General features: G+C 42.3%; 23 protein-coding genes. 14 read left to right on the top strand and 9 right to left on the bottom strand.

Going from position 1 to position 19,816, the window contains the following annotated elements; translation table 11 throughout:
- Positions 1-142: 142 nt before the first annotated feature.
- The 3 genes from KHQ79_RS05825 to KHQ79_RS05815 all read right to left on the bottom strand — a co-directional run bounded on the left by KHQ79_RS05825 (position 143) and on the right by KHQ79_RS05815 (position 2,709).
- On the bottom strand, positions 143-1,501 hold the full coding sequence (locus KHQ79_RS05825; protein WP_003235680.1) for an MFS transporter: 1,359 nt from the start codon (positions 1,499-1,501) through the stop codon (positions 143-145).
- Positions 1,501-2,070 (bottom strand): hydrolase, encoded by a 570-nt coding sequence (locus KHQ79_RS05820; RefSeq protein ID WP_225514376.1) that lies wholly within the window; start codon positions 2,068-2,070, stop codon positions 1,501-1,503. Before KHQ79_RS05820 ends, KHQ79_RS05825 begins: the two co-directional genes overlap by 1 nt.
- Positions 2,071-2,247: 177 nt before the next feature.
- Positions 2,248-2,709, bottom strand: a complete 462-nt coding sequence (locus KHQ79_RS05815) for a hypothetical protein (RefSeq protein ID WP_225514375.1) — start codon at positions 2,707-2,709, stop codon at positions 2,248-2,250.
- Between the two features lie 277 nt (positions 2,710-2,986).
- Between KHQ79_RS05815 and amtB the strand changes: the two genes are divergently transcribed.
- The 3 genes from amtB (at position 2,987) to bcrC (ending at position 5,324) form a co-directional block, all read left to right on the top strand.
- The gene (amtB, locus tag KHQ79_RS05810; protein WP_003235687.1) at positions 2,987-4,201 is read left to right on the top strand and encodes an ammonium transporter AmtB; all 1,215 of its coding nucleotides are present in this window, start codon (positions 2,987-2,989) and stop codon (positions 4,199-4,201) included.
- A gap of 11 nt (positions 4,202-4,212) precedes the next feature.
- The gene (locus tag KHQ79_RS05805) at positions 4,213-4,563 is read left to right on the top strand and encodes a P-II family nitrogen regulator (RefSeq protein WP_003221829.1); all 351 of its coding nucleotides are present in this window, start codon (positions 4,213-4,215) and stop codon (positions 4,561-4,563) included.
- 179 nt (positions 4,564-4,742) lie between these two features.
- Positions 4,743-5,324 (top strand): undecaprenyl-diphosphate phosphatase BcrC, encoded by a 582-nt coding sequence (bcrC, locus tag KHQ79_RS05800; protein WP_060399677.1) that lies wholly within the window; start codon positions 4,743-4,745, stop codon positions 5,322-5,324.
- 40 nt (positions 5,325-5,364) lie between these two features.
- On the opposite strand, the gene KHQ79_RS05795 is transcribed toward bcrC, so the two are convergent.
- Entirely contained in the window at positions 5,365-5,787 is a 423-nt protein-coding gene (locus tag KHQ79_RS05795) for a VanZ family protein (protein WP_225514373.1), read from the bottom strand.
- A gap of 109 nt (positions 5,788-5,896) precedes the next feature.
- Positions 5,897-6,769, bottom strand: coding sequence for a stage II sporulation protein SpoIIQ (gene spoIIQ / locus KHQ79_RS05790; RefSeq protein ID WP_003235692.1), 873 nt, complete (start codon positions 6,767-6,769; stop codon positions 5,897-5,899).
- Between the two features lie 141 nt (positions 6,770-6,910).
- Here spoIIQ and KHQ79_RS05785 point away from each other — a divergent pair, with 141 nt between their 5' ends.
- From KHQ79_RS05785 to pseI, 9 genes are all read left to right on the top strand, one after another.
- Positions 6,911-7,402, top strand: a complete 492-nt coding sequence (locus tag KHQ79_RS05785; RefSeq protein WP_080030786.1) for a GNAT family N-acetyltransferase — start codon at positions 6,911-6,913, stop codon at positions 7,400-7,402.
- Positions 7,399-7,917 carry a DUF5362 family protein gene (locus tag KHQ79_RS05780; RefSeq protein ID WP_225514371.1) on the top strand — a complete coding sequence of 173 codons (519 nt, stop codon included), beginning with the start codon at positions 7,399-7,401 and terminating at the stop codon, positions 7,915-7,917. Before KHQ79_RS05785 ends, KHQ79_RS05780 begins: the two co-directional genes overlap by 4 nt.
- 331 nt (positions 7,918-8,248) lie before the next feature.
- Positions 8,249-9,253 (top strand): SDR family NAD(P)-dependent oxidoreductase, encoded by a 1,005-nt coding sequence (locus tag KHQ79_RS05775; RefSeq protein WP_101501552.1) that lies wholly within the window; start codon positions 8,249-8,251, stop codon positions 9,251-9,253.
- Positions 9,254-9,272: 19 nt separating this feature from the next.
- Positions 9,273-10,217 (top strand): dTDP-glucose 4,6-dehydratase, encoded by a 945-nt coding sequence (locus tag KHQ79_RS05770; RefSeq protein WP_060399681.1) that lies wholly within the window; start codon positions 9,273-9,275, stop codon positions 10,215-10,217.
- Positions 10,218-10,231: 14 nt separating this feature from the next.
- Positions 10,232-11,428, top strand: a complete 1,197-nt coding sequence (gene pseC / locus KHQ79_RS05765) for a UDP-4-amino-4,6-dideoxy-N-acetyl-beta-L-altrosamine transaminase (RefSeq protein ID WP_225514369.1) — start codon at positions 10,232-10,234, stop codon at positions 11,426-11,428.
- An 11-nt stretch (positions 11,429-11,439) separates the two neighbouring features.
- On the top strand, positions 11,440-12,198 hold the full coding sequence (locus KHQ79_RS05760; protein WP_225514368.1) for a cytidylyltransferase domain-containing protein: 759 nt from the start codon (positions 11,440-11,442) through the stop codon (positions 12,196-12,198).
- A 15-nt stretch (positions 12,199-12,213) separates the two neighbouring features.
- Positions 12,214-13,305 (top strand): UDP-2,4-diacetamido-2,4,6-trideoxy-beta-L-altropyranose hydrolase, encoded by a 1,092-nt coding sequence (pseG, locus tag KHQ79_RS05755; protein WP_225514366.1) that lies wholly within the window; start codon positions 12,214-12,216, stop codon positions 13,303-13,305.
- A gap of 15 nt (positions 13,306-13,320) precedes the next feature.
- The gene (pseH, locus tag KHQ79_RS05750; protein ID WP_060399685.1) at positions 13,321-13,911 is read left to right on the top strand and encodes a UDP-4-amino-4,6-dideoxy-N-acetyl-beta-L-altrosamine N-acetyltransferase; all 591 of its coding nucleotides are present in this window, start codon (positions 13,321-13,323) and stop codon (positions 13,909-13,911) included.
- 69 nt (positions 13,912-13,980) lie between these two features.
- Positions 13,981-15,030 (top strand): pseudaminic acid synthase, encoded by a 1,050-nt coding sequence (gene pseI / locus KHQ79_RS05745; RefSeq protein WP_225514364.1) that lies wholly within the window; start codon positions 13,981-13,983, stop codon positions 15,028-15,030.
- A gap of 131 nt (positions 15,031-15,161) precedes the next feature.
- Here the strand turns inward: pseI and KHQ79_RS05740 are convergent, their stop codons facing one another.
- Positions 15,162-15,599: a DUF5392 family protein gene (locus KHQ79_RS05740; protein WP_003235711.1), complete on the bottom strand. Its 438-nt coding sequence runs from the start codon at positions 15,597-15,599 to the stop codon at positions 15,162-15,164.
- A 244-nt stretch (positions 15,600-15,843) separates the two neighbouring features.
- Between KHQ79_RS05740 and cls the strand changes: the two genes are divergently transcribed.
- A complete protein-coding gene (gene cls, locus KHQ79_RS05735; RefSeq protein ID WP_003235713.1) occupies positions 15,844-17,292 on the top strand; it encodes a cardiolipin synthase in 1,449 nt (482 codons plus the stop codon).
- 21 nt (positions 17,293-17,313) lie between these two features.
- On the opposite strand, the gene KHQ79_RS05730 is transcribed toward cls, so the two are convergent.
- A complete protein-coding gene (locus KHQ79_RS05730) occupies positions 17,314-18,087 on the bottom strand; it encodes a MerR family transcriptional regulator (protein ID WP_225514362.1) in 774 nt (257 codons plus the stop codon).
- A 145-nt stretch (positions 18,088-18,232) separates the two neighbouring features.
- Here KHQ79_RS05730 and KHQ79_RS05725 point away from each other — a divergent pair, with 145 nt between their 5' ends.
- On the top strand, positions 18,233-18,622 hold the full coding sequence (locus tag KHQ79_RS05725; protein ID WP_003235717.1) for a DUF5362 family protein: 390 nt from the start codon (positions 18,233-18,235) through the stop codon (positions 18,620-18,622).
- Positions 18,623-18,657: 35 nt separating this feature from the next.
- Here the strand turns inward: KHQ79_RS05725 and KHQ79_RS05720 are convergent, their stop codons facing one another.
- The gene (locus KHQ79_RS05720) at positions 18,658-19,299 is read right to left on the bottom strand and encodes an NAD(P)-dependent oxidoreductase (protein ID WP_003235718.1); all 642 of its coding nucleotides are present in this window, start codon (positions 19,297-19,299) and stop codon (positions 18,658-18,660) included.
- A gap of 67 nt (positions 19,300-19,366) precedes the next feature.
- A complete protein-coding gene (locus KHQ79_RS05715) occupies positions 19,367-19,768 on the bottom strand; it encodes an Rrf2 family transcriptional regulator (protein ID WP_003235720.1) in 402 nt (133 codons plus the stop codon).
- Between the last annotated feature and the right edge of the window lie 48 nt (positions 19,769-19,816).

Below are 19,816 nucleotides of genomic sequence, written 5' to 3'. Positions count from 1 at the left end.
TGTTCAGTCTTCTGACATTCGATGTCACTTAATATAACTAAAAAGTCAGACAATAACATTGGCTATGATATACAATTTTCCCGTTTCTATTTGAACAGTCTAAACAAGAAAAAGAGACAGACGCAGTGTCTGTCTCTTTTTCTCATGATGCAGTTTTCATTAATGCAGCAAATCTCACAGCCATAAACAGGCTCGCTCCGCCCGCTATGATCATGATGATTCCCATCATATCAAAATGGGCTGCCGTGATTTCCTTTCCAAAAAGAAGACCAAGGATCACCGAAGACAAAATCGACCCTAAGTAACGGCAGGTTTGAAACAGCCCTGAAGTCGTCCCTACCATGTTAGAAGGACTCGTTTTGAGCATTGCTGCCTGCAGCGCGACATTTCCAAGTCCGTACCCTATACCCAAGATTGACAGTATAAAGCCTTTCCCGATGACCTGAGCATTGATAAAAAAGATGGTTAAGAGTACGGCTCCAGCCGTCATCAAAAGCGCGCCCGCAAAGATCGGCTTGACGACGCCTGATCGGTCGATCCATTTGCCCGTAATAGGTGACACAACGATGCTCATCCCTGACATAAACAGCATAAACAGACCGCTCATTTGAACAGAAAGATGCATTTCGTCTTGAAAATAACTCGGTAGCCCAAAAAATAAACAATAGAAGAAAACATTCAGTAAAATAAACTGAACATATACGGCTGACAGGTTTCGCTGCGTTTTAAACAGACGGACATCAATGAACGGTTTATCCGTTTTCAGCTCACGCCAGACAAAAGCACCGAGCAGAAGCACCCCAAGCACACCCTCAACCGCATGCGGCGACGTGCTGAACGAAAGCAGAAAGGATAGAAGCAAAATGATTCCTCCGGCAAATAAAACAATGCCAAGAATGTCGAGCTGCCGGATAATTGTTTTGATTCCTGCCCCTTTTTTCTGATCTTTCGGGAACATATACATGCCCAATAAGAAGCTGAGGATAATAAACGGCAAATTGACGATAAAGATCGCCGGCCAGCCGCCCCACACAATCAAAAAACCGCCGACTGTCGGCCCGAGCGCCGTCATGGCAGACGCAAAAATAGAGAGCACAGCCAAGGCTGATGCCTGCCGCTCATGAATATGACTTCGAATCAGCCCGACTCCCGACGGATAAATCGCACTGCTCCCTACCGATTGAAACAGCCGCATGATCAATAATGTCATAAACGTTGGCGCAAACGGTGCTCCGATGGCAGAAACCGCAACAAGAATGAGCCCAAATAAAAACAAGCGTTTCCGCCCGATCAAATCGCCGAGCTTTCCCGTTACGGGCTGAGCCACGGCACTTGCCAGGTAAAACGAGGAAATCAGCCAGGAAACCGTTGTAAACGACAGGTGAAACTCATGCTGGATGCTATGGAGCGCAAGAGAAATCATAGACGAATTCAGCGGATTCAGCATCGTTCCCGAAGCCACCGCTGTTAAAAAAACAGCACGGCTTTTTTTCGATATCATCATTTCACTTGCGCTAGAAATTCTTCCATTGTCCGCGATTTACCGATTCTCGGAAAAATAAAGCGCAGTGTGGCTTCATGCTCTTCCTGGCTGAACGTGGACATGGCATCTGTAATAAAAATCTGCTGATAGCCAAGCTGGAATGCCTCGCGTGCTGTGCTTTCCACCCCGATGTTCGTCGCGATGCCGCACAATACAATCGTGTCAATGCCGCGGCGCCTCAGCTGTAAATCTAAATCCGTGCCGAAGAATGCACCCCACTGCCGTTTTGTTACAGTGTAATCTCCATCCTGCACACCGATTTCCGGAACAAATTCGGCCCAATCCGCAGGCATTTCCCCTGAACCTCCCTGCGCAGGCTCATCTGTTTGCGGCTTCAGCGCATCCGCTCCGTCATGAAAGGCTACATTCACAAAGCTGATGAACCCGTTATGTTTCCGAAATTCATCTACGAGCTTTTTCGCATTTGGGACAACCTGTCCGCTTTGATCTATCGGCACAATTCCTTTTTGCAAATCAATGATAACCAATGCTGTTTTTTGAAAATCAATGTTGAGTGTATTCATCATACGTCTCCTCCTGATGCTGTTAGTGTTTCTCACATTGCTTATTTTACTCTGCCTAAGTTCTTTTAGTATGGTTGTGAAATTCTCAGAAGGAGCGCTTTTCTTATGATTTTTCTTTTATGTAATAGTAACAGGTCGTACATACGAACAGACCGGCAAGCACTGTAATCATAAGGGGTGTCATCGCTTCATCACCTGCCCGCCGTTTAACGGCTCCTGTCTGAAAATGCCCATGAATTTGCGGCGGTCCACCCAAAGCAGGATGAGACACATGACCATTAATATCGTGCTAAGATCCTGCACACCAATATTAAAACAATAGTTAATCAAGACGATGTTCACAATAATCGGCATAAAAACAACTGCCCCTAATGCAGATGTTCTCGGAATCAGTAATAAAACAGCTGCAAGGATTTCACCGAAACCTATAAACAATTCGTAAACATGAGAATAACCGAAAAATGTCCACACAATGGTAAACCCCTTTCCAGCGGCTGCCTCAATTTCAGGCGTCACTTCGCCAAACTGGCCTATCACCACTTTCGCCAGGCCGTACACGAAAAAATTAAAGGCTAAAAACAATCGGAACGTCGCCGGAATCGATTTACTTACCGCTCTCCTTAGCCTGCCCCCTTTATTCATAACGCATCTCCCCCTAGTGTATTATTTGAGTTAGTACACTTAATACAGTATAAAACATTCTAATAATTGTCAATTCTCTTTTCTGCTCATATGAACAGCTTCTTTTATAGATATAAAGTCTTATATCGCAAAAAAATGCCGTTTTCCATTCTTTACATCCCTCGATAACATTCCCTAAAAAACCATGTTAGGAAATCTTACATGAAAATGTTTTATCATTCTTTTTTCTCTATAATGAAGAAATATAATAATTCTGAAAGATACGGAGGAATGAGACATGCAAATGGGCGATACAGTTTTTATGTTCTTTTGCGCTTTACTCGTGTGGCTGATGACCCCGGGATTAGCGTTATTTTATGGAGGAATGGTAAAAAGCAAAAATGTGCTGAGCACTGCAATGCACAGTTTCTCTTCCATTGCCATCGTTTCCATCGTTTGGGTGCTGTTCGGATATACACTTGCCTTCGCACCAGGCAATTCAATCATTGGCGGACTAGAGTGGGCTGGTCTGAAAGGGGTTGGATTTGATCCGGGAGATTATAGCGATACCATTCCCCACTCATTGTTTATGATGTTCCAAATGACGTTCGCTGTTCTGACAACAGCAATTATTTCCGGGGCTTTCGCAGAGCGAATGCGATTCGGCGCTTTTCTTTTATTCTCGGTTTTATGGGCTTCTTTGGTTTACACGCCGGTTGCGCACTGGGTATGGGGCGGCGGCTGGATCGGCCAGCTTGGCGCGCTCGATTTCGCCGGCGGCAACGTTGTTCATATTTCCTCCGGTGTGGCAGGCCTTGTTCTCGCTATTGTGCTCGGCAAACGGAAAGACGGTACAGCGTCTTCTCCGCACAACCTCATTTACACATTCTTAGGCGGGGCTTTGATTTGGTTCGGCTGGTTCGGTTTTAACGTCGGCAGCGCCCTGACCTTAGACGGTGTGGCCATGTACGCTTTCATCAACACAAACACTGCCGCAGCAGCTGGGATTGCCGGCTGGATCTTAGTAGAATGGATCATTAACAAAAAACCGACGATGCTCGGAGCGGTATCCGGCGCAATCGCCGGGCTTGTGGCGATTACGCCGGCTGCCGGATTTGTCACACCGTTCTCTTCCATTATAATCGGCATCATTGGCGGAGCGGTTTGTTTCTGGGGTGTATTCTCACTTAAAAAGAAATTCGGATACGATGACGCGCTCGACGCCTTTGGCCTGCACGGCATCGGCGGCACATGGGGCGGAATCGCAACAGGATTATTCGCGACAACCTCTGTTAATTCAGCGGGTGCGGACGGCTTATTCTACGGAGATGCAAGCTTAATCTGGAAACAAATCGTAGCCATCGCCGCCACTTATGTTTTTGTATTTATTGTCACTTTCGTTATTATTAAAATTGTAGGCCTCTTCCTTCCCCTTCGCGCAACCGAAGAAGAAGAATCACTTGGGCTTGACTTAACGATGCACGGGGAAAAAGCATATCAAGATTCTATGTGAGGAGTGACGCTATGAGCGGTCAAATGTTCAAGGTAGAAATTGTAACGCGTCCGGCAAATTTTGAAAAGCTGAAGCAGGAACTCGGAAAAATCGGGGTCACCTCTCTGACCTTCTCCAATGTTCACGGCTGCGGCCTTCAAAAAGCACATACGGAGCTCTATCGAGGGGTAAAAATAGAAAGCAATGTATATGAACGTTTAAAAATTGAAATCGTGGTCAGCAAAGTTCCTGTTGATCAAGTGACTGAGACCGCTAAAAGGGTCCTGAAAACAGGATCACCTGGTGACGGAAAAATATTTGTCTATGAAATCAGCAATACGATCAACATCCGCACCGGCGAGGAAGGACCTGAAGCACTATAATCGTTTAGAAGAGATTCGGAATTCCGGATCTCTTTTTTTGCGTATAGAAAAAACCCCCAGAAACGCTGTCTCTCCTTCGAATTCTCTTCAAGCGTCACGCATTTTGGCAAAGTCTTTTTTGATTTGAAACTTTTTATGAGTATAATGAGTCTATTATTAAAAATGTAAAAGGTGATTATTTGAATTACGAAATTTTTAAAGCTATTCATGGACTATCTCATCACAATTCGGTTCTCGATTCTATTATGGTCTTCATAACGGAATATGCCATTGTCGCCTATGCCCTTATCCTATTGGCAATCTGGCTGTTCGGGAACACGCAAAGCAGAAAAAATGTGCTTTACGCGGGCCTTACAGGAATTGCGGGTCTCGTCATCAACTTTTTGATTACGCAAGTTTATTTCGAACCGCGCCCGTTCGTTGCGCACACAGTGCATACGCTGATTCCGCATGATGCGGATGCATCATTTCCGAGTGACCACACAACAGGTGCGTTAGCAATTTCTATTGCGATGCTTTTCAGAAACCGCAAAATCGGCTGGCCCCTTGTTATTTTCGGGCTTTTGACAGGCTTTTCGAGAATTTGGGTAGGGCATCACTATCCGGTAGATGTATTAGGCAGCCTTGTTGTCGCCATCATTATCGGGTTCCTATTCTTTAGATTTTCAGATCTGCTTCGCCCATTCGTCGATTTGATTGTGAAAATCTATGAAGCCATCATTAATAAACTGACGAAAAAACCAACCGATCAAAATTTCTAGAAAAGACAAAAGCCGGCGTCTGAATCCAAGACAGCCGGCTTTAAAATTTTTCGTACATCTCATGTTTTCTCCGCTTCGCCAACACATATAAACCACAAAACAATACAATTCCAACAGTATCGATGAGCACATCCCGAATACATCCGTTCCTGCTGAAGAAGAGCTGAAGAACTTCTGTGAAAAAAGCAAACGCAAACGAGCCGGCTGCAGCTGATTTTATGCTGCCCCGCTGTTTCCACAGCAAATATGTCAGCACAAAGAAGGAAAACGCGTGCCCGATTTTTTGAATAAGCGCTACAGGTACAGCAAGCTCAGTAAAATCCATGTCTAAAAACTGAGACAGATCAGGGTGCGGCTGAAAATGAAAAGCCACCGTTTGCGATACGACCATGCCGCTGAAGCTTTCCGTACAGACAGAGAGCAGAATAAAAAAGGTCCATCCTGCGAGCAATAGGCGGTTCATGACATAACCTCCTTTATAACATACTTGCCTTTGTGTAACTACATAGACGGTGAAACAAAGCAAAAAGTAACAAAAAAAACGCCCATCACACGGATAGACGTTTTCTTCATTAAGACTGTTCAGTGTCTTCTGTTGTGCTGCTTTCTTTGGAACCAGATTTGTCAGTTGAATCATCCTTTTTCTCACCGGATTTTTCTTCTGTTCCTTTTTCAGTTGATCCATCCTTTTTCTCGGAAGATTGCTGAATGGATTCTTCTGTTTCTTCAGTTGCAGCTTTTTCTTCAGCAGCTGCTGCTTTTTCAATAGAAGAAACCGGCTTGTCCATAAAGTTCAGCGGGTTCATAGCGACTCCGTCTTTACGGATTTCAAAATGCACGTGGTTTCCGCTGTCTTCGCTGTAAAGGTTCTTGCCAGACTTTCCGATCACTTGGTTTTGTTTCACCTTGTCACCTTGCTCAACACTTACTTCAGAAAGAGATTGATATACAGTTGATAAGCCGTCGGCATGTTCAACTTCTACAACATATCCCAGCACTGGATCTTTTTCAGCTTTGACAACCGTACCGCTCAGAGAAGCAGAAACATCGAAATCTTTTCCGTCTTTCTCAGCTAAGTCAATTCCTTTGCTTAGGCTGTACGTGTTATTATAGGTAACGAGTGCTGCTTCTTTCTCTTCTTTTGCGGCATCGGTTTCATAGAACTTTTTCACAACAGAAACGTTTTCAGAATCAACAACCGGCATTGCGACATTTTCCATTGACTTTCCTACTTCAACTGCATCGTCGTTGTTGTCATATGCGGAGTTTCCGCCGTTATCAGCCAACTGATCCTTTACATCATCATTTGATACAGATTGATACCAAAGGACAGCTGTTAAAATGACGGCCGCACTGACTAAGTAAATTGCAGGGAACACCCAGCGTTTACGAAAAAACTGCTGAAGTTTTTTGACTTGAGAAGTTTTCTTTTCTTCCTCTCTCATTGTTTCATCACCTCAGCAACATTCTGAACACTTTTCTGAAAATATATACACCTATACAAAAAACTTTTTTAGATGTAGTTTGCGCAGACTGATACGAAAATATGTCATTTTTTTTGAGAGGAGTGCCAAATACTTATGAACATGACATTGCGTCTTGCTGAACATAAAGATCTGGAGGCAGTTGTTGCGATTTATAATTCAACGATTACTTCTCGAATGGTAACAGCCGATACCGAGCCGGTAACACTTGAAGACCGGATGGAATGGTTTTTGGGGCATACAGAGGCACGTCCGCTCTATGTTGCCGAGGACGAAAACGGGAACGTTGCTGCCTGGATCAGCTTTGAAACATTTTACGGAAGACCCGCCTATAATAAAACAGCGGAAGTCAGCATATACATTGACGAAGCATGCCGCGGCAAAGGCGTCGGATCGTATTTGCTCCAAGAAGCGCTTCGCATTGCGCCGAATCTTGGAATCCGCTCACTTATGGCCTTCATTTTCGGACATAATAAACCAAGCCTGAAGCTGTTTGAAAAGCACGGGTTTGCAGAATGGGGCCTATTCCCCGGCATTGCCGAAATGGACGGCAAAAGATACGATTTAAAAATTTTAGGGAGAGAGCTGTCATGATTAGTCTGGATAAAGATGAAAACGAGATTGAACATCATAATGAAGAAAGCAGTGCCGCAGAACAGGAGGTTGTGCCTGCGGAAAGTGAGAGCCGCCAGCTGAGCGCCTCTGCTGTCAAGTCGCTATCAGACATTGCCAAGTGGGGCAAAATTTCAGGCATTTTGCTGATCATTATGGGCTCGCTGCTCACTCTGTCTGCTTTGATGACAGTGATCGGCGCCATTCCGGGCGTACTGCTGATTATTTCAGGCGTCTTTCTGATGCGTTCAGCAAAAGCAGCCGCGGAAGCTGAAGGAAATCTTACCGGCACTGCTGGTGAAAACATGCTTGAGAATTACGGGAAATTTATTAAAATGCAGCTGTTTTACGCAGCATCCAGCATTGTCACTGGCCTGATCGGGATCATTTTAGTCATTTTCATGCTGGTGATCATCGGCATAGCCGCTTTTGAAAACACCAATACGTATGAAGATCCGGATTCTTACTATTATGAGGATGATCCGGTGTTCGAATAGAGATTCAAAAAGATAGACACAAATAGCAAAGGCATGAGTTTGGTATTGAATGAACCGGGCTCATGCCTTTTTATTATGTATCTCTGCGTTATCGCCATTCCTCCATGACACGCTCTCCAATCAGGATGTTTCTCCCCTGCAATCTCTCCATTTCATTCTTAAGAGAAAGACTGTTTTCTCCGGCCGACAGGATCTACTGTTACTGCCGCACCATTGACAAAATAATAGTTGAATCCAAATAGGCTAGAGCAAACACAGAGTTATCTAACAAGCATATACTCCAATAACCGACATTGTTTTATCCATTCAAGAAAAAGGAAGTGGGTTACTTGTGTTTTTCAAAGATAAAAAAATACTCATAATTGGCGGAACAGGTACGATTGGAAAAAGCCTACTAAAACAAATTCTTAAGGACCAACCAAAGGTTGTTCGAATATTCAGCAGGGATGAATATAAACAATTTATGCTAGAAAACGAAATCGGGCCCAGAAAGGATATTAGATTTTTAATAGGAGATGTGCGAGATTATGACCGGGTGTTAAATGCAATGGACAGCATTGACTACGTCTTCCATACTGCTGCCATGAAGCATGTTCCCGCTTGCGAATACAATCCCTATGAAGCGGTCCTGACAAATATTATAGGAACCAATAATGTCATTAAAGCAGCCGTTGCCCAAAACGTGAAAAAAGTCGTTTTTACAAGTTCAGATAAGGCAATATCACCAACGAATGCATATGGAGCAACAAAACTCACAGCTGAAAGGTTAATTTCCGCAGCAGAGTACAGCAAAGGAAAAGCCGAGACGGTTTTTTCTTGTGTTCGGTTTGGAAATGTAATGGGTTCAAGGGGTTCCGTAGTTCCCTTGTTTACAGAACAAATCTTAAAGCAAAAAAAAGTGACTGTTACGGATTTAAACATGAACCGCTTTATGATGACACTGGATCAGGCGACGTCATTATTAATTAGCGCGCTTAAAGAATCTCAGGGCGGAGAAATTTTCATATTAAAAATGCCGGTTATCTCACTGAGCGACTTAGTGTCAGTCGTTGTTGAAGAAACATGCAAAAAACACAATTTGAATATTAATGAAATTGAAATACAAGAAATCGGGCTGCGGCCCGGAGAAAAAATGTATGAAGAACTTATGACGCATGATGAATCGACAATGGCTTTTGAGCTGCCTGAAATGTTTGTGATCCCTTCAACATTTGGGAAAAGAAATCATTATACTCAAGCAAAAAAAGCAGCTGAAGGAACCTATAGTTCAAATGATCAGGAGCAAATTTCAAAAGGAGAAGTCCTTACATTATTACAATCGCAAAAACTAATTTAATCTGGGAAGGAAGATGGGCATGAATATTCTCGTTACCGGCGGAGCAGGTTTTATTGGCAGATGGGTTGTGAAAAAGTTATTAGAAGACGGTCATCAAGTATGGGTGCTGGATGATTTATCGAATGGGCGTTTAGAAAATCTCGAAGAGCTAAAAAACGCCCCGGGTTTTATCGAGTTTATTAATGGAGATATAAAGGATTTAAACACATTAGAAGATCTTTTCTTGAAACAATTTGACATTTGCTATCATTTGGGTGCAAGCATAAACGTACAAGACAGCATTGACGATCCGAAAACCACATTTGCAAATGACACAATCGGTACTTTTAACATTTTAGAATTATGTAAAAAGCATAATGTGAAAGTTGTTTTTATGAGTACCTGTATGGTGTACGACCGAGCTGCATTTGCTGAAGGCATCAAAGAAACAGATCCTATTAAACCCGCTTCTCCTTATGCAGGAGCAAAGATCGCGGCTGAAAACATGGTGCTCTCTTATTATCACGCGTATGGTCTCCCAGCGGTGGTTATACGTCCGTTTAATACGTATGGGCCTTTCCAGAAAACAGGTGGTGAAGGCGGAGTAGTCGCTATTTTTATAAAAAATAAATTGGACGGCAAAAAGCTGCATATATATGGTGATGGCACTCAAACCCGTGATCTTTTATATGTAGAGGATTGTGCCAATTTCGTCGTGCAGGCGGGTTATTCCCCAAAAGCTAACGGTGAAATTATAAACGCAGGCCTTGGAAGAGATATCTCTATTAATGATTTAGCAGAATTAATCGCAGGCGATAAACAAAACATTCGCCATGTAGCGCACATACATCCTCAAAGTGAAATTCCAAAATTGTTATGCAACTACGAAAAAGCAAAGAAAATCCTTAATTGGAGCCCGCAGGTTAGTTTGGAGGAAGGAATAAGAAAAACAGAAGAATGGATTAAGGGCACGAATCTTATTTAATAGGAGAATTGAATATGACAAGTGAGAATAAATTGGCAATTACAGGCGGTAAGCCCGTCAGAGATTCTTATCTTCCATACGGCAGACAATGGCTGGATGAAGAAGATATCCAATCGGTAGTCGATGTTTTACGAGGAGACTATTTGACGACGGGACCAACAATTGACTTATTCGAACAAAAAGTCGCTGAATATGCTGGCAGCAGCTATGCTGTTTCATTTTCCAGCGGAACTGCTGCTTTGCATGCAGCTTGCTTTGCTGCGGGAATTTCACAGGGAGATGAAGTCATTACTACACCCATCACATTTGCGGCAAGCGCCAATTGTATTTTGTACATGGGCGCCAAACCGGTTTTCGCAGATATTGACCCGCTCACATACAATATCGACCCTGATTCTATCGAAAAGCTGATCACTCCAAAAACAAAGGCCATTATACCAGTAGACTTCACAGGACAGCCGGTGAATCACGATCGGATTCAAAAAATCGCAAAAGCCAATAACTTGATCGTCATTGAAGATGCTGCACATGCATTAGGCGCTTCATATAAAGGTGAAAAAATCGGTTCAATCAGTGATATGACAATGTTTAGTTTCCACCCTGTTAAACATATTACAACAGGCGAGGGCGGAATGATAACGACGAATAATAGAACTTATTATGAGAAGCTGCTCCAATTCCGCAGTCACGGTATAATCCGTGATTCTAAAAAATTATCACAAGACCACGGATCGTGGTACTATGAAATGCACTTCCTTGGTTTTAATTATCGGATGACAGATATCCAAGCTTCATTAGGGATCAGCCAATTGAAAAAAGTAGATGATTTTATTGAAACACGAAATCATCTTGCCAGGATCTATAACGAAAAGTTAAAAACCATCTCCCACATTCATCTGCCAAGTCAAGATACAGCCTCAACCTCAAGCTGGCACCTTTATATTATCAACTTAAAGCTGGATCAGCTAAAAGGAAATCGCGATGATATTTTTAACGCTATGCAACAGGAAAATATAGGAGTTAATGTTCACTATATACCTGTTTATTTACACCCTTACTATCAGCGTTTAGGTTATCAAGCCGGCCTATGTCCAAATGCAGAAAATCTTTATAAAGGAATTATCACCTTACCTCTGTTTCAATCAATGAACGAAAAAGATGCAGATGACGTGATCAAAGCATTAAAAAAAGTAGTAGATTTTTATTCGTAGGAGGTGATCAGTTGAAAGTAACGGCTATTATCCAAGCACGGATGGGGTCCAGCAGATTGCCAGGCAAAGTATTAAAAAAAGTTCTGAATAAACCTCTGCTTGAATATCAAATTGAAAGAATAAAAAGAGCGGCACTTATTGATGATATTGTGATCGCCACAACGACAAATGCGATGGATAAACCAATTGTTGAGCTAAGTAAGAGATTATCTCTTACTTATTATTGTGGGTCAGAAAACGATGTCTTATCAAGATACTACGAAGCTGCAAAAATAAGCAAAGCGGAAACGATCGTCCGCTTAACCTCTGACTGCCCTATTATAGATCATCGTGTCATTGACAGAGTAATTAAATTTTACCTAGATTCAAATGGCCAATATGATTATGTGTCTAACACTTTAAATAGAACATATCCCCGCGGTATGGATATAGAAGTTTTTTCAGCTTCGTCGTTAGAGAAGGCTCATGCCGAGTCCAGTCTTGAACATGAACGGGAACACGTGACACCCTTTATTTTCCTGAATCCCGGCCGGTTCAAATTGGCTAATATCACCTATACCGAAAATCAGAAACAGCATAGATGGACTGTGGACACACCTGAAGACTTTTTATTAATCAAAAAAATCATTGAAAAACTATATCCAACTAAACCTGACTTTAGCTTAGAGGATACATTAGCATTATTGAACACGTTTCCGGAGTGGTCTTTACTCAACGCCCGAATAGAACAAAAAGAAATCTTCAATGACAACAATGACAAATACAAGTGATGATGAGGTGCTGTTATGAACATTCTTTTCAGAACAGATGCTTCAATTGAAATAGGCACAGGTCATGTCATGAGGTGCCTCACGCTTGCTAATGCTTTGCGTAAAAAGGGAGCTAATATTACATTTGTTTGCCGAAACTTACAGGGTCATCTAGCTGAGGTGATTCGCGCGCAGCAGTTTGATCTCATTATGCTCTCAGAACCTAAAAAGAATGTTGTCATTCCTAAAGCAACTTCCCATTCTGATTGGCTTGGTGTTCCTTGGCATGTTGACTCAGCTGAAACCATTAGTGCGATTAAAGACATGAACAAGGAAATCTCCCTCGTTATCATTGATCACTACGCAATTGATATCAATTGGGAAATGAAAGTGAAAAAACATGTAAAAAAAATGATGGTGGTTGATGACCTAGCTGATCGTTTACATGATTGTGATATTTTATTAGACCAGAATCTTTATCCTCATTATGAAGACCGTTATATCAATTTGGTCCCCAAAAGCTGCAAACAATTTTTAGGACCGGAATACGTCTTATTGCGAGACGAATTTTATTCATTTCATCCCAGTAACAAAAACTGCGATGGAAGTGTAAGAAAGATTCTTGTCTTTTTTGGAGGCACTGATCCCACCAATGAAACGAAAAAGGCCATTAATGCCTTTAAGCAGCTTTCTTCCCATGATATTGAGCTGGACATCGTGATTGGAAATACCAATACCCATAAGAATGAAATTGAATCCATTTGCAAAAAACATGCTTTCTGCAGCTTTCACTGCCAAGTGAATCATATTGCAGAATTAATGTACAATGCCGACCTTGCAATAGGTGCGGGCGGAACTGCCGCTTGGGAGCGCTGCTTTCTTGGCCTTCCAGCCATCGTAATCACCGTCGCTGAAAATCAAGAACTGATCGCTCAAACGCTTGATCAATTAGGTGCTATTCAATATCTGGGGCCTAAAGAATCAGTCAAGGAATCCGATATCGCCTCCGCCATTAACGAAATGATAAATAACCCCTCGTCATTAATACAAATGTCAAAAAAGGCCCGCATGCTTCTAGAAGGAAATATGGATAAGCGCCAAAATCTCTTATTCGAAATTTTAAAGTAAGGAAGGGATAAATCTGTGTTCAAATACTCCCTTAGGACATTAAAAGAAAAAGACTTAGACACAGTTCTCCGTTGGCGGAACGATGAAAGAATCAGGCAATCAATGTATAACGACCAAATCATTACTGAAAAACAGCATCAGCAATGGTTCAAGAATGTGAATTCCTCCAAAACAGAACATTATTTTATCTTTACAATTGATCATACAGACACCGGCTTTGTGAGTTTTAAAGATGTTGACCATAAAAATAACCACTGCTATTGGGGTTTTTACATCGGAGAGGCCCAGAGTCCAAAAGGCTCCGGTTCTGTCATGGGATTTTTAGCATTAGAATGGGCGTTTCAACAGTTAGAGGTTGAGAAAGTATACGGAGAAGTCCTGTCGAATAACGAAAAAAGCTTGTCATATCACCAATCACTTGGTTTTAGCAAAGAAGGTCATTTCCGAAACCATATCGTAAGGAATAACAACTATCTTGATGTAATCAGATACGGTCTTTTAAAGGAAGAATGGATAGCGGAAAAACCGAAAGTGATGAAGAAATTAGCTGAAAGAGGAATAGATAAAAAAGACCTTGATACAAATTTTAATGAACTGATGATCTGAAAAAAAATCACTTGATCTAAGTCCTTTGCTGCATGGCTGATATCACTGTAAATAGAAGGAGGTGCAAAAATGAACGAAATCAATATAGAAGGAAGAAAAATCGGGCCGCATCATCCTCCGTTTATCATTGCTGAAATGTCTGGGAACCATAATCAATCATTAGAGCGCGCTTTTAACATTATAGAAGAAGCGGCCAAAGCAGGTGCACACGCTTTGAAAATACAAACATATACCGCTGACACCATGACATTAAATATGAATACGAAAGATTTTAAAATTGAGGATGAGAATAGTCTCTGGTCCGGCAGAACGCTCTATACATTATATCAACAAGCGTACACCCCATGGGAATGGCATAAACCAATCTTCGATAAATGCCGGGAACTTGGAATGATCCCTTTGAGTACGCCATTTGATGAATCGTCTGTCGACTTTTTGGAGGACTTGGGTGTGCCTATATATAAAATCGCTTCATTTGAAAATACCGATATCCCTCTTATCAAAAAGGTTGCTGCTACTGGTAAGCCTATTATCATTTCAACCGGAATGGCTACAGTAGCAGAAATTGATGAATCAATAAGGGCCGCCAAAGAAGCCGGCTGTAAAGAATTAATACTTCTAAAATGCACTAGCACCTACCCGGCATCACCGGAAAACACCAATATTTCTACGATCCCTCATATGAAAGAATTATTCAATTGCCAAGTCGGCTTATCGGATCACACAATGGGAACAGGAGTTGCTGTCGCTAGTGTCGCCCTAGGCGCAACTGTGATTGAGAAACATTTCACTTTATCAAGAGCTGATGGCGGCGTAGATTCTGCCTTTTCACTGGAACCCTCCGAACTGAAGGAGCTTGTCGTTGAAACTGGAAGGGCGTGGCAAGCATTAGGACAGATAACGTACGGACCCAGTGACGAGGAAAAAGCTTCGCTTAAATTCCGCCGCTCTATTTATGTAAAAAAAGATATAAAAGCCGGAGAGATTTTCACAAAAGACAATATTAAGGTCGTACGACCCGGTTATGGGTTGGAACCAAAATTCTATGATGTCATTATCGGCAGAACAGCTAAGAAACATATTGCAGCAGGAACACCGCTGAGATGGGATTCTATATAGTTTATATACCGCCTCTTTGTGAACATACTCGCCCTCTCCGCTTTAAAGAACTAGAGAATATATGATCATAAAAAAACTGCACCCTGATCTGTTCAGCAAATCGGGGTGCAGTTCTGGTGTTCAGCTCTTTTTTAAAATTGCATTTTCTTGCGTCTGTCTTCCTCAGTCAAAAATTCCACAAAACTCCGCATCGCAAACGGTTCTTCCTTAATCTGGCGCGTATAGGAGTCTTTCCGCTCTTCTGAAAGGATTTCGCTCTTTTTGATCCTGTTCAGCATATAGATGTGAACCGTTTTTTGGATTTGTTTATGCTGATAGCCTGCTTCTTTGAAAAATGCCAGGCCGAGCGCTGCCAGAAGCGCAAATATGCCTGCGCTGATCAGGGACTCCCTGTCAGCAGAAGCGTGAAATAGAAAAGCAGCCAAATTAAAGAGAGAGAATGCAGCAAGCGGAAAAGCAAGAAAACGGTACATGACAGTTTTTTTCATGAAAGGCTGTACGGCCTTTTGGATTTTTTGCATTTCTGTTTTAATGAACCCCGGCATTTGTTCGACTCTGTAAAAGTTCATTGTAATCCTCCCCCTTTATTTGATGTTGCAAGGCTTCACGAACGTTATCATATGTGCTTATTTTAACGCAGGTGCAAGCTGGTTTTAAAGAAATCTGCCCGTATTTTTCACGAAGAATCTGGTTCGCCGCTCTTTATTCTTTTAAAATGTGAGTGTTATAATTTGTAATGGGAATCAGATCGCTGTTATTCATGGAATACTAATGGCAATCTTCTTGATAAATATGAATGAGCGGGGTTACAAAGTGAGTATTTCTTCCATCCTTTTATCACTTTTTTTCATTTTGAATATTCTTTTGGCCATCATTGTCATTTTCAAAGAACGGCGCGATGCCAGCGCATCTTGGGCGTGGCTGCTTGTTCTTTTCTTTATTCCCGTTTTAGGCTTTATTTTATACTTGTTATTCGGCCATAATCTCAGGCGCAAGCATTTGTTTCAATGGGAGGACCGAAAAAAAATCGGCATCGAAAAGCTGCTGAAGCATCAGCTTGAAGATTTAGAAACCAAGCAATTTCAGTTCAACAACCGGGCAACCTTTGATAACAAAGATTTAATCTATATGCTTATCATGAATAACCATGCTGTGTTCACCGAGGATAATTCAGTTGACGTGATCACAGATGGACGGGATAAGTTTCAGCGGCTGCTGAATGACATTTCAAAGGCTAAGGATCATATCCACTTACAATATTATATTTATAAAGGTGATGAATTAGGCAAAAAATTACGGGACGCTCTCATCCAAAAAGCGAAAGAAGGCGTTCAGGTCAGAGTGCTTTATGATGAACTCGGGTCCAGAACGCTGCGAAAAAAGTTTTTTAAAGAGCTCCGCGAGGCTGGCGGGCATGTGGAGGTCTTTTTCCCTTCAAAACTCAGGCCGATTAACTTGCGGCTGAATTACCGGAACCACCGAAAGCTTGTCATTATAGACGGAATGACCGGTTATGTCGGCGGATTTAACGTCGGAGATGAGTATCTCGGGCTTAATCCGAAATTCGGTTATTGGCGTGATACGCATATCAGACTGCAGGGAACGGCCGTGCACGCCATCCAGACACGATTCATCCTTGACTGGAACCAAGCTTCCCATCGCCATACGCTGACATATATTCCGAATCACTTTCCTGATTATGGCCCGAAAGGCAACGTCGGGATGCAGATTGTCACGAGCGGACCGGATTCCGAATGGGAACAAATTAAAAATGGCTACATTAAAATGATTTCGAATGCCAAGCGTTCCATTTTGATCCAAACGCCTTATTTTATTCCGGACGCAAGCCTGCTGGATGCTTTAAGGATCGCGTGCCTGTCAGGCATTGACGTCAACATTATGATTCCGAACAAGCCTGATCATGCCTTTGTATACTGGGCGACACTCTCGTACATCGGCGATCTGTTGAAAGCCGGAGCCACTGTCTATATTTACGATAATGGCTTTATTCACGCGAAAACCATCGTAGTGGATGACGAAATTGCATCAGTCGGCACAGCAAACATCGATGTCCGTAGCTTCAGGCTGAATTTTGAGGTTAATGCATTTATTTACGATATCACCATTGCTAAAAAACTGGTTTCTACATTTAAAGAAGATTTGCTCGTATCCAGAAAATACACCTATGAGGAATATCTGCAGCGCTCCTTGTGGATTCGAATTAAAGAATCCGTCTCGCGGCTGTTGTCGCCGATTTTATAAGATGCGCCAAAACCCCGGCCTTTACGGCCGGGGTTTTTCCTGATGATCACAGTAAATGATCATCGCCTCCCGCAAAAAAGCGGCAAGGCCTTCTCCATATTGATTGATTGAATGAGTAAATCGTTCGTCAGTGATATACACTTCCGCAAGTCCTCTGAAAATGTCGAGTGTGCAATTGTAATGATATTGACAAATATGGTCGCGAAACGCCCCCACAGCGGCCTGGACCTCTGCATCATCAGACCCGTGCTCCATTCGCGCCGCAATTCGTCTGTAAATTGAATCAAATTCAGCCATGATCACGCGCCAATCGTCTGCCGTATATGCAGATGTCCTTGTCTCTGTTTCTTCTGCGATTTTCCTTCCATACAGCCTTCTGACTTCATCAGCATATGTCTGCTGGTGCTCCTCAATGTCTTTCATGCTGAATCCCGCAAATAAATCCCTCTTATTCATATGTTCTCCTCCCTCGATGGACTGAAGCGTCCTGTCAATCGTTTGAATCATATCTTCCATTCTTTGTTTTTTCTTCATCAATATATCCTTTTGCGACTGAAGTGCCGCTTTCCGGTCAAAGTTCGGATGATCAAGCATCTCTTTAATATCCTCCAAACGAAAGCCGATTTCCTTGAAAAATAAAATCTGTTGCAGCCTTTCTAGATCTGCATCACTGTATAAACGATACCCTGCGTCAGTAAGCGCTGATGGATTCAGGAGCTGAATATGGTCATAGTGATGAAGCGTCCGAATGCTGACGCCCGCTATGTCTGCCACTTGTTTGACTTGGTATTTCATAACTGCCGCCTCCTCCTTTTTTATCGTAAACAATTACGCTGCGTCAGGGTCAATCCCTAAAATATTATTTTCTATATACAAAACTTCTCACAAATAGTGTATAAAAGAAAAGTGAGTATTTTTTTGTAAAGGGGAGCCAGTGTACATGAATCCTGAAACAATGAACAAAACCCTCATCAGCATTTCAAAATGGGGAAAAGCAACAGGCATTTTATTTATTATTATGGGCGCAATTACCGCGCTGTCAGGCGCGTTCTTTTTTCTTATCGGTGCCGTGCCGGGCGTACTGCAAATTATTTCCGGAATCTTTTTGATGCGGTCAGCTAAAGAAGCAGGCCAAATGGCTGAACACAATAGCGGACAATCTGAAGACTTAATGCTGGAGAATTATGCGAAGTTTGTAAAGATGCAAGGGATTTATTTAATCGTGAGCATTGCTGTATCCATTCTAGCGATTATCGCATTCTTCATCTTTTTAATGCTTGGAATTGCTGACGGCCTTTTCAACGATTATAATACGTACAGCTCTTATTAATCAGAAAAACCCGGAGCGGACTCCGGGTTTTTTTATTATTCCGCTTCGCTTACCACTGTGAAGCGTTCATTTTTGTGTGCCGGATGTTCAAGCTCATCCAATACGGCAATGGCATAATCTGCATAGCTGATATAACTGTCGCCTTTTGCGTTTACGATGACATTGTCTTTTCCTTTTTGGTAAGAACCTGTCCGTTTTCCTGCCGGGTCAAAAAATGCCGCAGGGCTGAGGAACGTCCAAGAAATGGAGTCTGTCTGCTGCAAGTCTTTCAGGTTCTCCCCTTGATTTGATGCAGTCGGCAGATATTCTTTTGGGAATTCCGGCGTATCCATTAAACGGGTTGTTTTGGCTTCATCAACAAACAGGCTTCCTGCTCCGCCGACGACAAGCAATCTTGTGTTTTTTGCATCCTTTAAGATGCTGATTAGGGCTCTGCCTGCTTCAACATGAAGATGTTCCTGGCCAGGTGCTGCTCCAAATGCGTTTACGACCACGTCGAAAGGCTTGATGTCTTCTGCAGTCAGTTCAAACACATCTTTCTCCAAAATCGCTATGTCCTGTTCCTGTACTTTTGAAGAGGACCGAACGATGGCAGTCACTTCATGGCCTCTTGTTTTCGCTTCTTTCAAAATCTGGCTTCCTGCTTTTCCGCTTGCTCCGATAATTCCAATTTTCACTTTTCATTTCCTCCTTATTTGTAACATTTTTAGTTACATGTTGACGGTGAGAAGTCATCCCTTTTGATTAAAAGAGATGATTCATAACATCTTTTAATGACTTGCTTGCCAATTCATTTTCCATCGCTTTTTGCACACTTTCAAATGTTTCATCCAGTGCGTTCTGAATTTTTTTCCCTACCGGACATTTCGGATTCGGATTCTCATGAACCGCAAAGAGTTCTTCTTGCTTTTGGACAGCCCGATATACTTCTAATAGAGAAATATCGGCCGGATCTTTTTTGAGGCTTGCACCCGGCACCCCGGCGCGTGATGTGAGAATATCCGCCTTTTTCAGCAGGCTGATCATTCTTCGCACGACAACCGGATTCGTGTTGACGCTGTCAGCAATGATTTCTGAAGATGTTTTTTCATCCATCGAAATGAGGGATAAAATATGAATGGCAACAGCAAGACGGCTGTTAATCATGTTTTTTCACCACCGTTGTAACTATAATAGTTACATTTAATTCGTTTG

Source organism: Bacillus sp. TSO22 (assembly GCF_020223595.1).
Classification (GTDB): domain Bacteria; phylum Bacillota; class Bacilli; order Bacillales; family Bacillaceae; genus Bacillus; species Bacillus inaquosorum.
This window is presented reverse-complemented; position numbering and strand designations above follow the sequence as displayed.

Coding starts and splice junctions, on each gene's coding strand:
- KHQ79_RS05825 (WP_003235680.1), bottom strand. CDS start 1,501: ATGATATCGAAAAAAAGCCGTGCTGTTTTTTTAACAGCGGTGGCTTCG.
- spoIIQ (WP_003235692.1), bottom strand. CDS start 6,769: ATGAGAGAGGAAGAAAAGAAAACTTCTCAAGTCAAAAAACTTCAGCAG.
- KHQ79_RS05715 (WP_003235720.1), bottom strand. CDS start 19,768: ATGATTAACAGCCGTCTTGCTGTTGCCATTCATATTTTATCCCTCATT.
- pseG (WP_225514366.1), top strand. CDS start 12,214: ATGAACATTCTTTTCAGAACAGATGCTTCAATTGAAATAGGCACAGGT.
- KHQ79_RS05785 (WP_080030786.1), top strand. CDS start 6,911: ATGACATTGCGTCTTGCTGAACATAAAGATCTGGAGGCAGTTGTTGCG.
- amtB (WP_003235687.1), top strand. CDS start 2,987: ATGCAAATGGGCGATACAGTTTTTATGTTCTTTTGCGCTTTACTCGTG.
- pseI (WP_225514364.1), top strand. CDS start 13,981: ATGAACGAAATCAATATAGAAGGAAGAAAAATCGGGCCGCATCATCCT.
- pseC (WP_225514369.1), top strand. CDS start 10,232: ATGACAAGTGAGAATAAATTGGCAATTACAGGCGGTAAGCCCGTCAGA.
- KHQ79_RS05820 (WP_225514376.1), bottom strand. CDS start 2,070: ATGATGAATACACTCAACATTGATTTTCAAAAAACAGCATTGGTTATC.
- KHQ79_RS05815 (WP_225514375.1), bottom strand. CDS start 2,709: ATGAATAAAGGGGGCAGGCTAAGGAGAGCGGTAAGTAAATCGATTCCG.
- KHQ79_RS05805 (WP_003221829.1), top strand. CDS start 4,213: ATGAGCGGTCAAATGTTCAAGGTAGAAATTGTAACGCGTCCGGCAAAT.
- KHQ79_RS05770 (WP_060399681.1), top strand. CDS start 9,273: ATGAATATTCTCGTTACCGGCGGAGCAGGTTTTATTGGCAGATGGGTT.
- KHQ79_RS05780 (WP_225514371.1), top strand. CDS start 7,399: ATGATTAGTCTGGATAAAGATGAAAACGAGATTGAACATCATAATGAA.
- KHQ79_RS05725 (WP_003235717.1), top strand. CDS start 18,233: ATGAATCCTGAAACAATGAACAAAACCCTCATCAGCATTTCAAAATGG.
- KHQ79_RS05795 (WP_225514373.1), bottom strand. CDS start 5,787: ATGAACCGCCTATTGCTCGCAGGATGGACCTTTTTTATTCTGCTCTCT.
- KHQ79_RS05740 (WP_003235711.1), bottom strand. CDS start 15,599: ATGAACTTTTACAGAGTCGAACAAATGCCGGGGTTCATTAAAACAGAA.
- KHQ79_RS05730 (WP_225514362.1), bottom strand. CDS start 18,087: ATGAAATACCAAGTCAAACAAGTGGCAGACATAGCGGGCGTCAGCATT.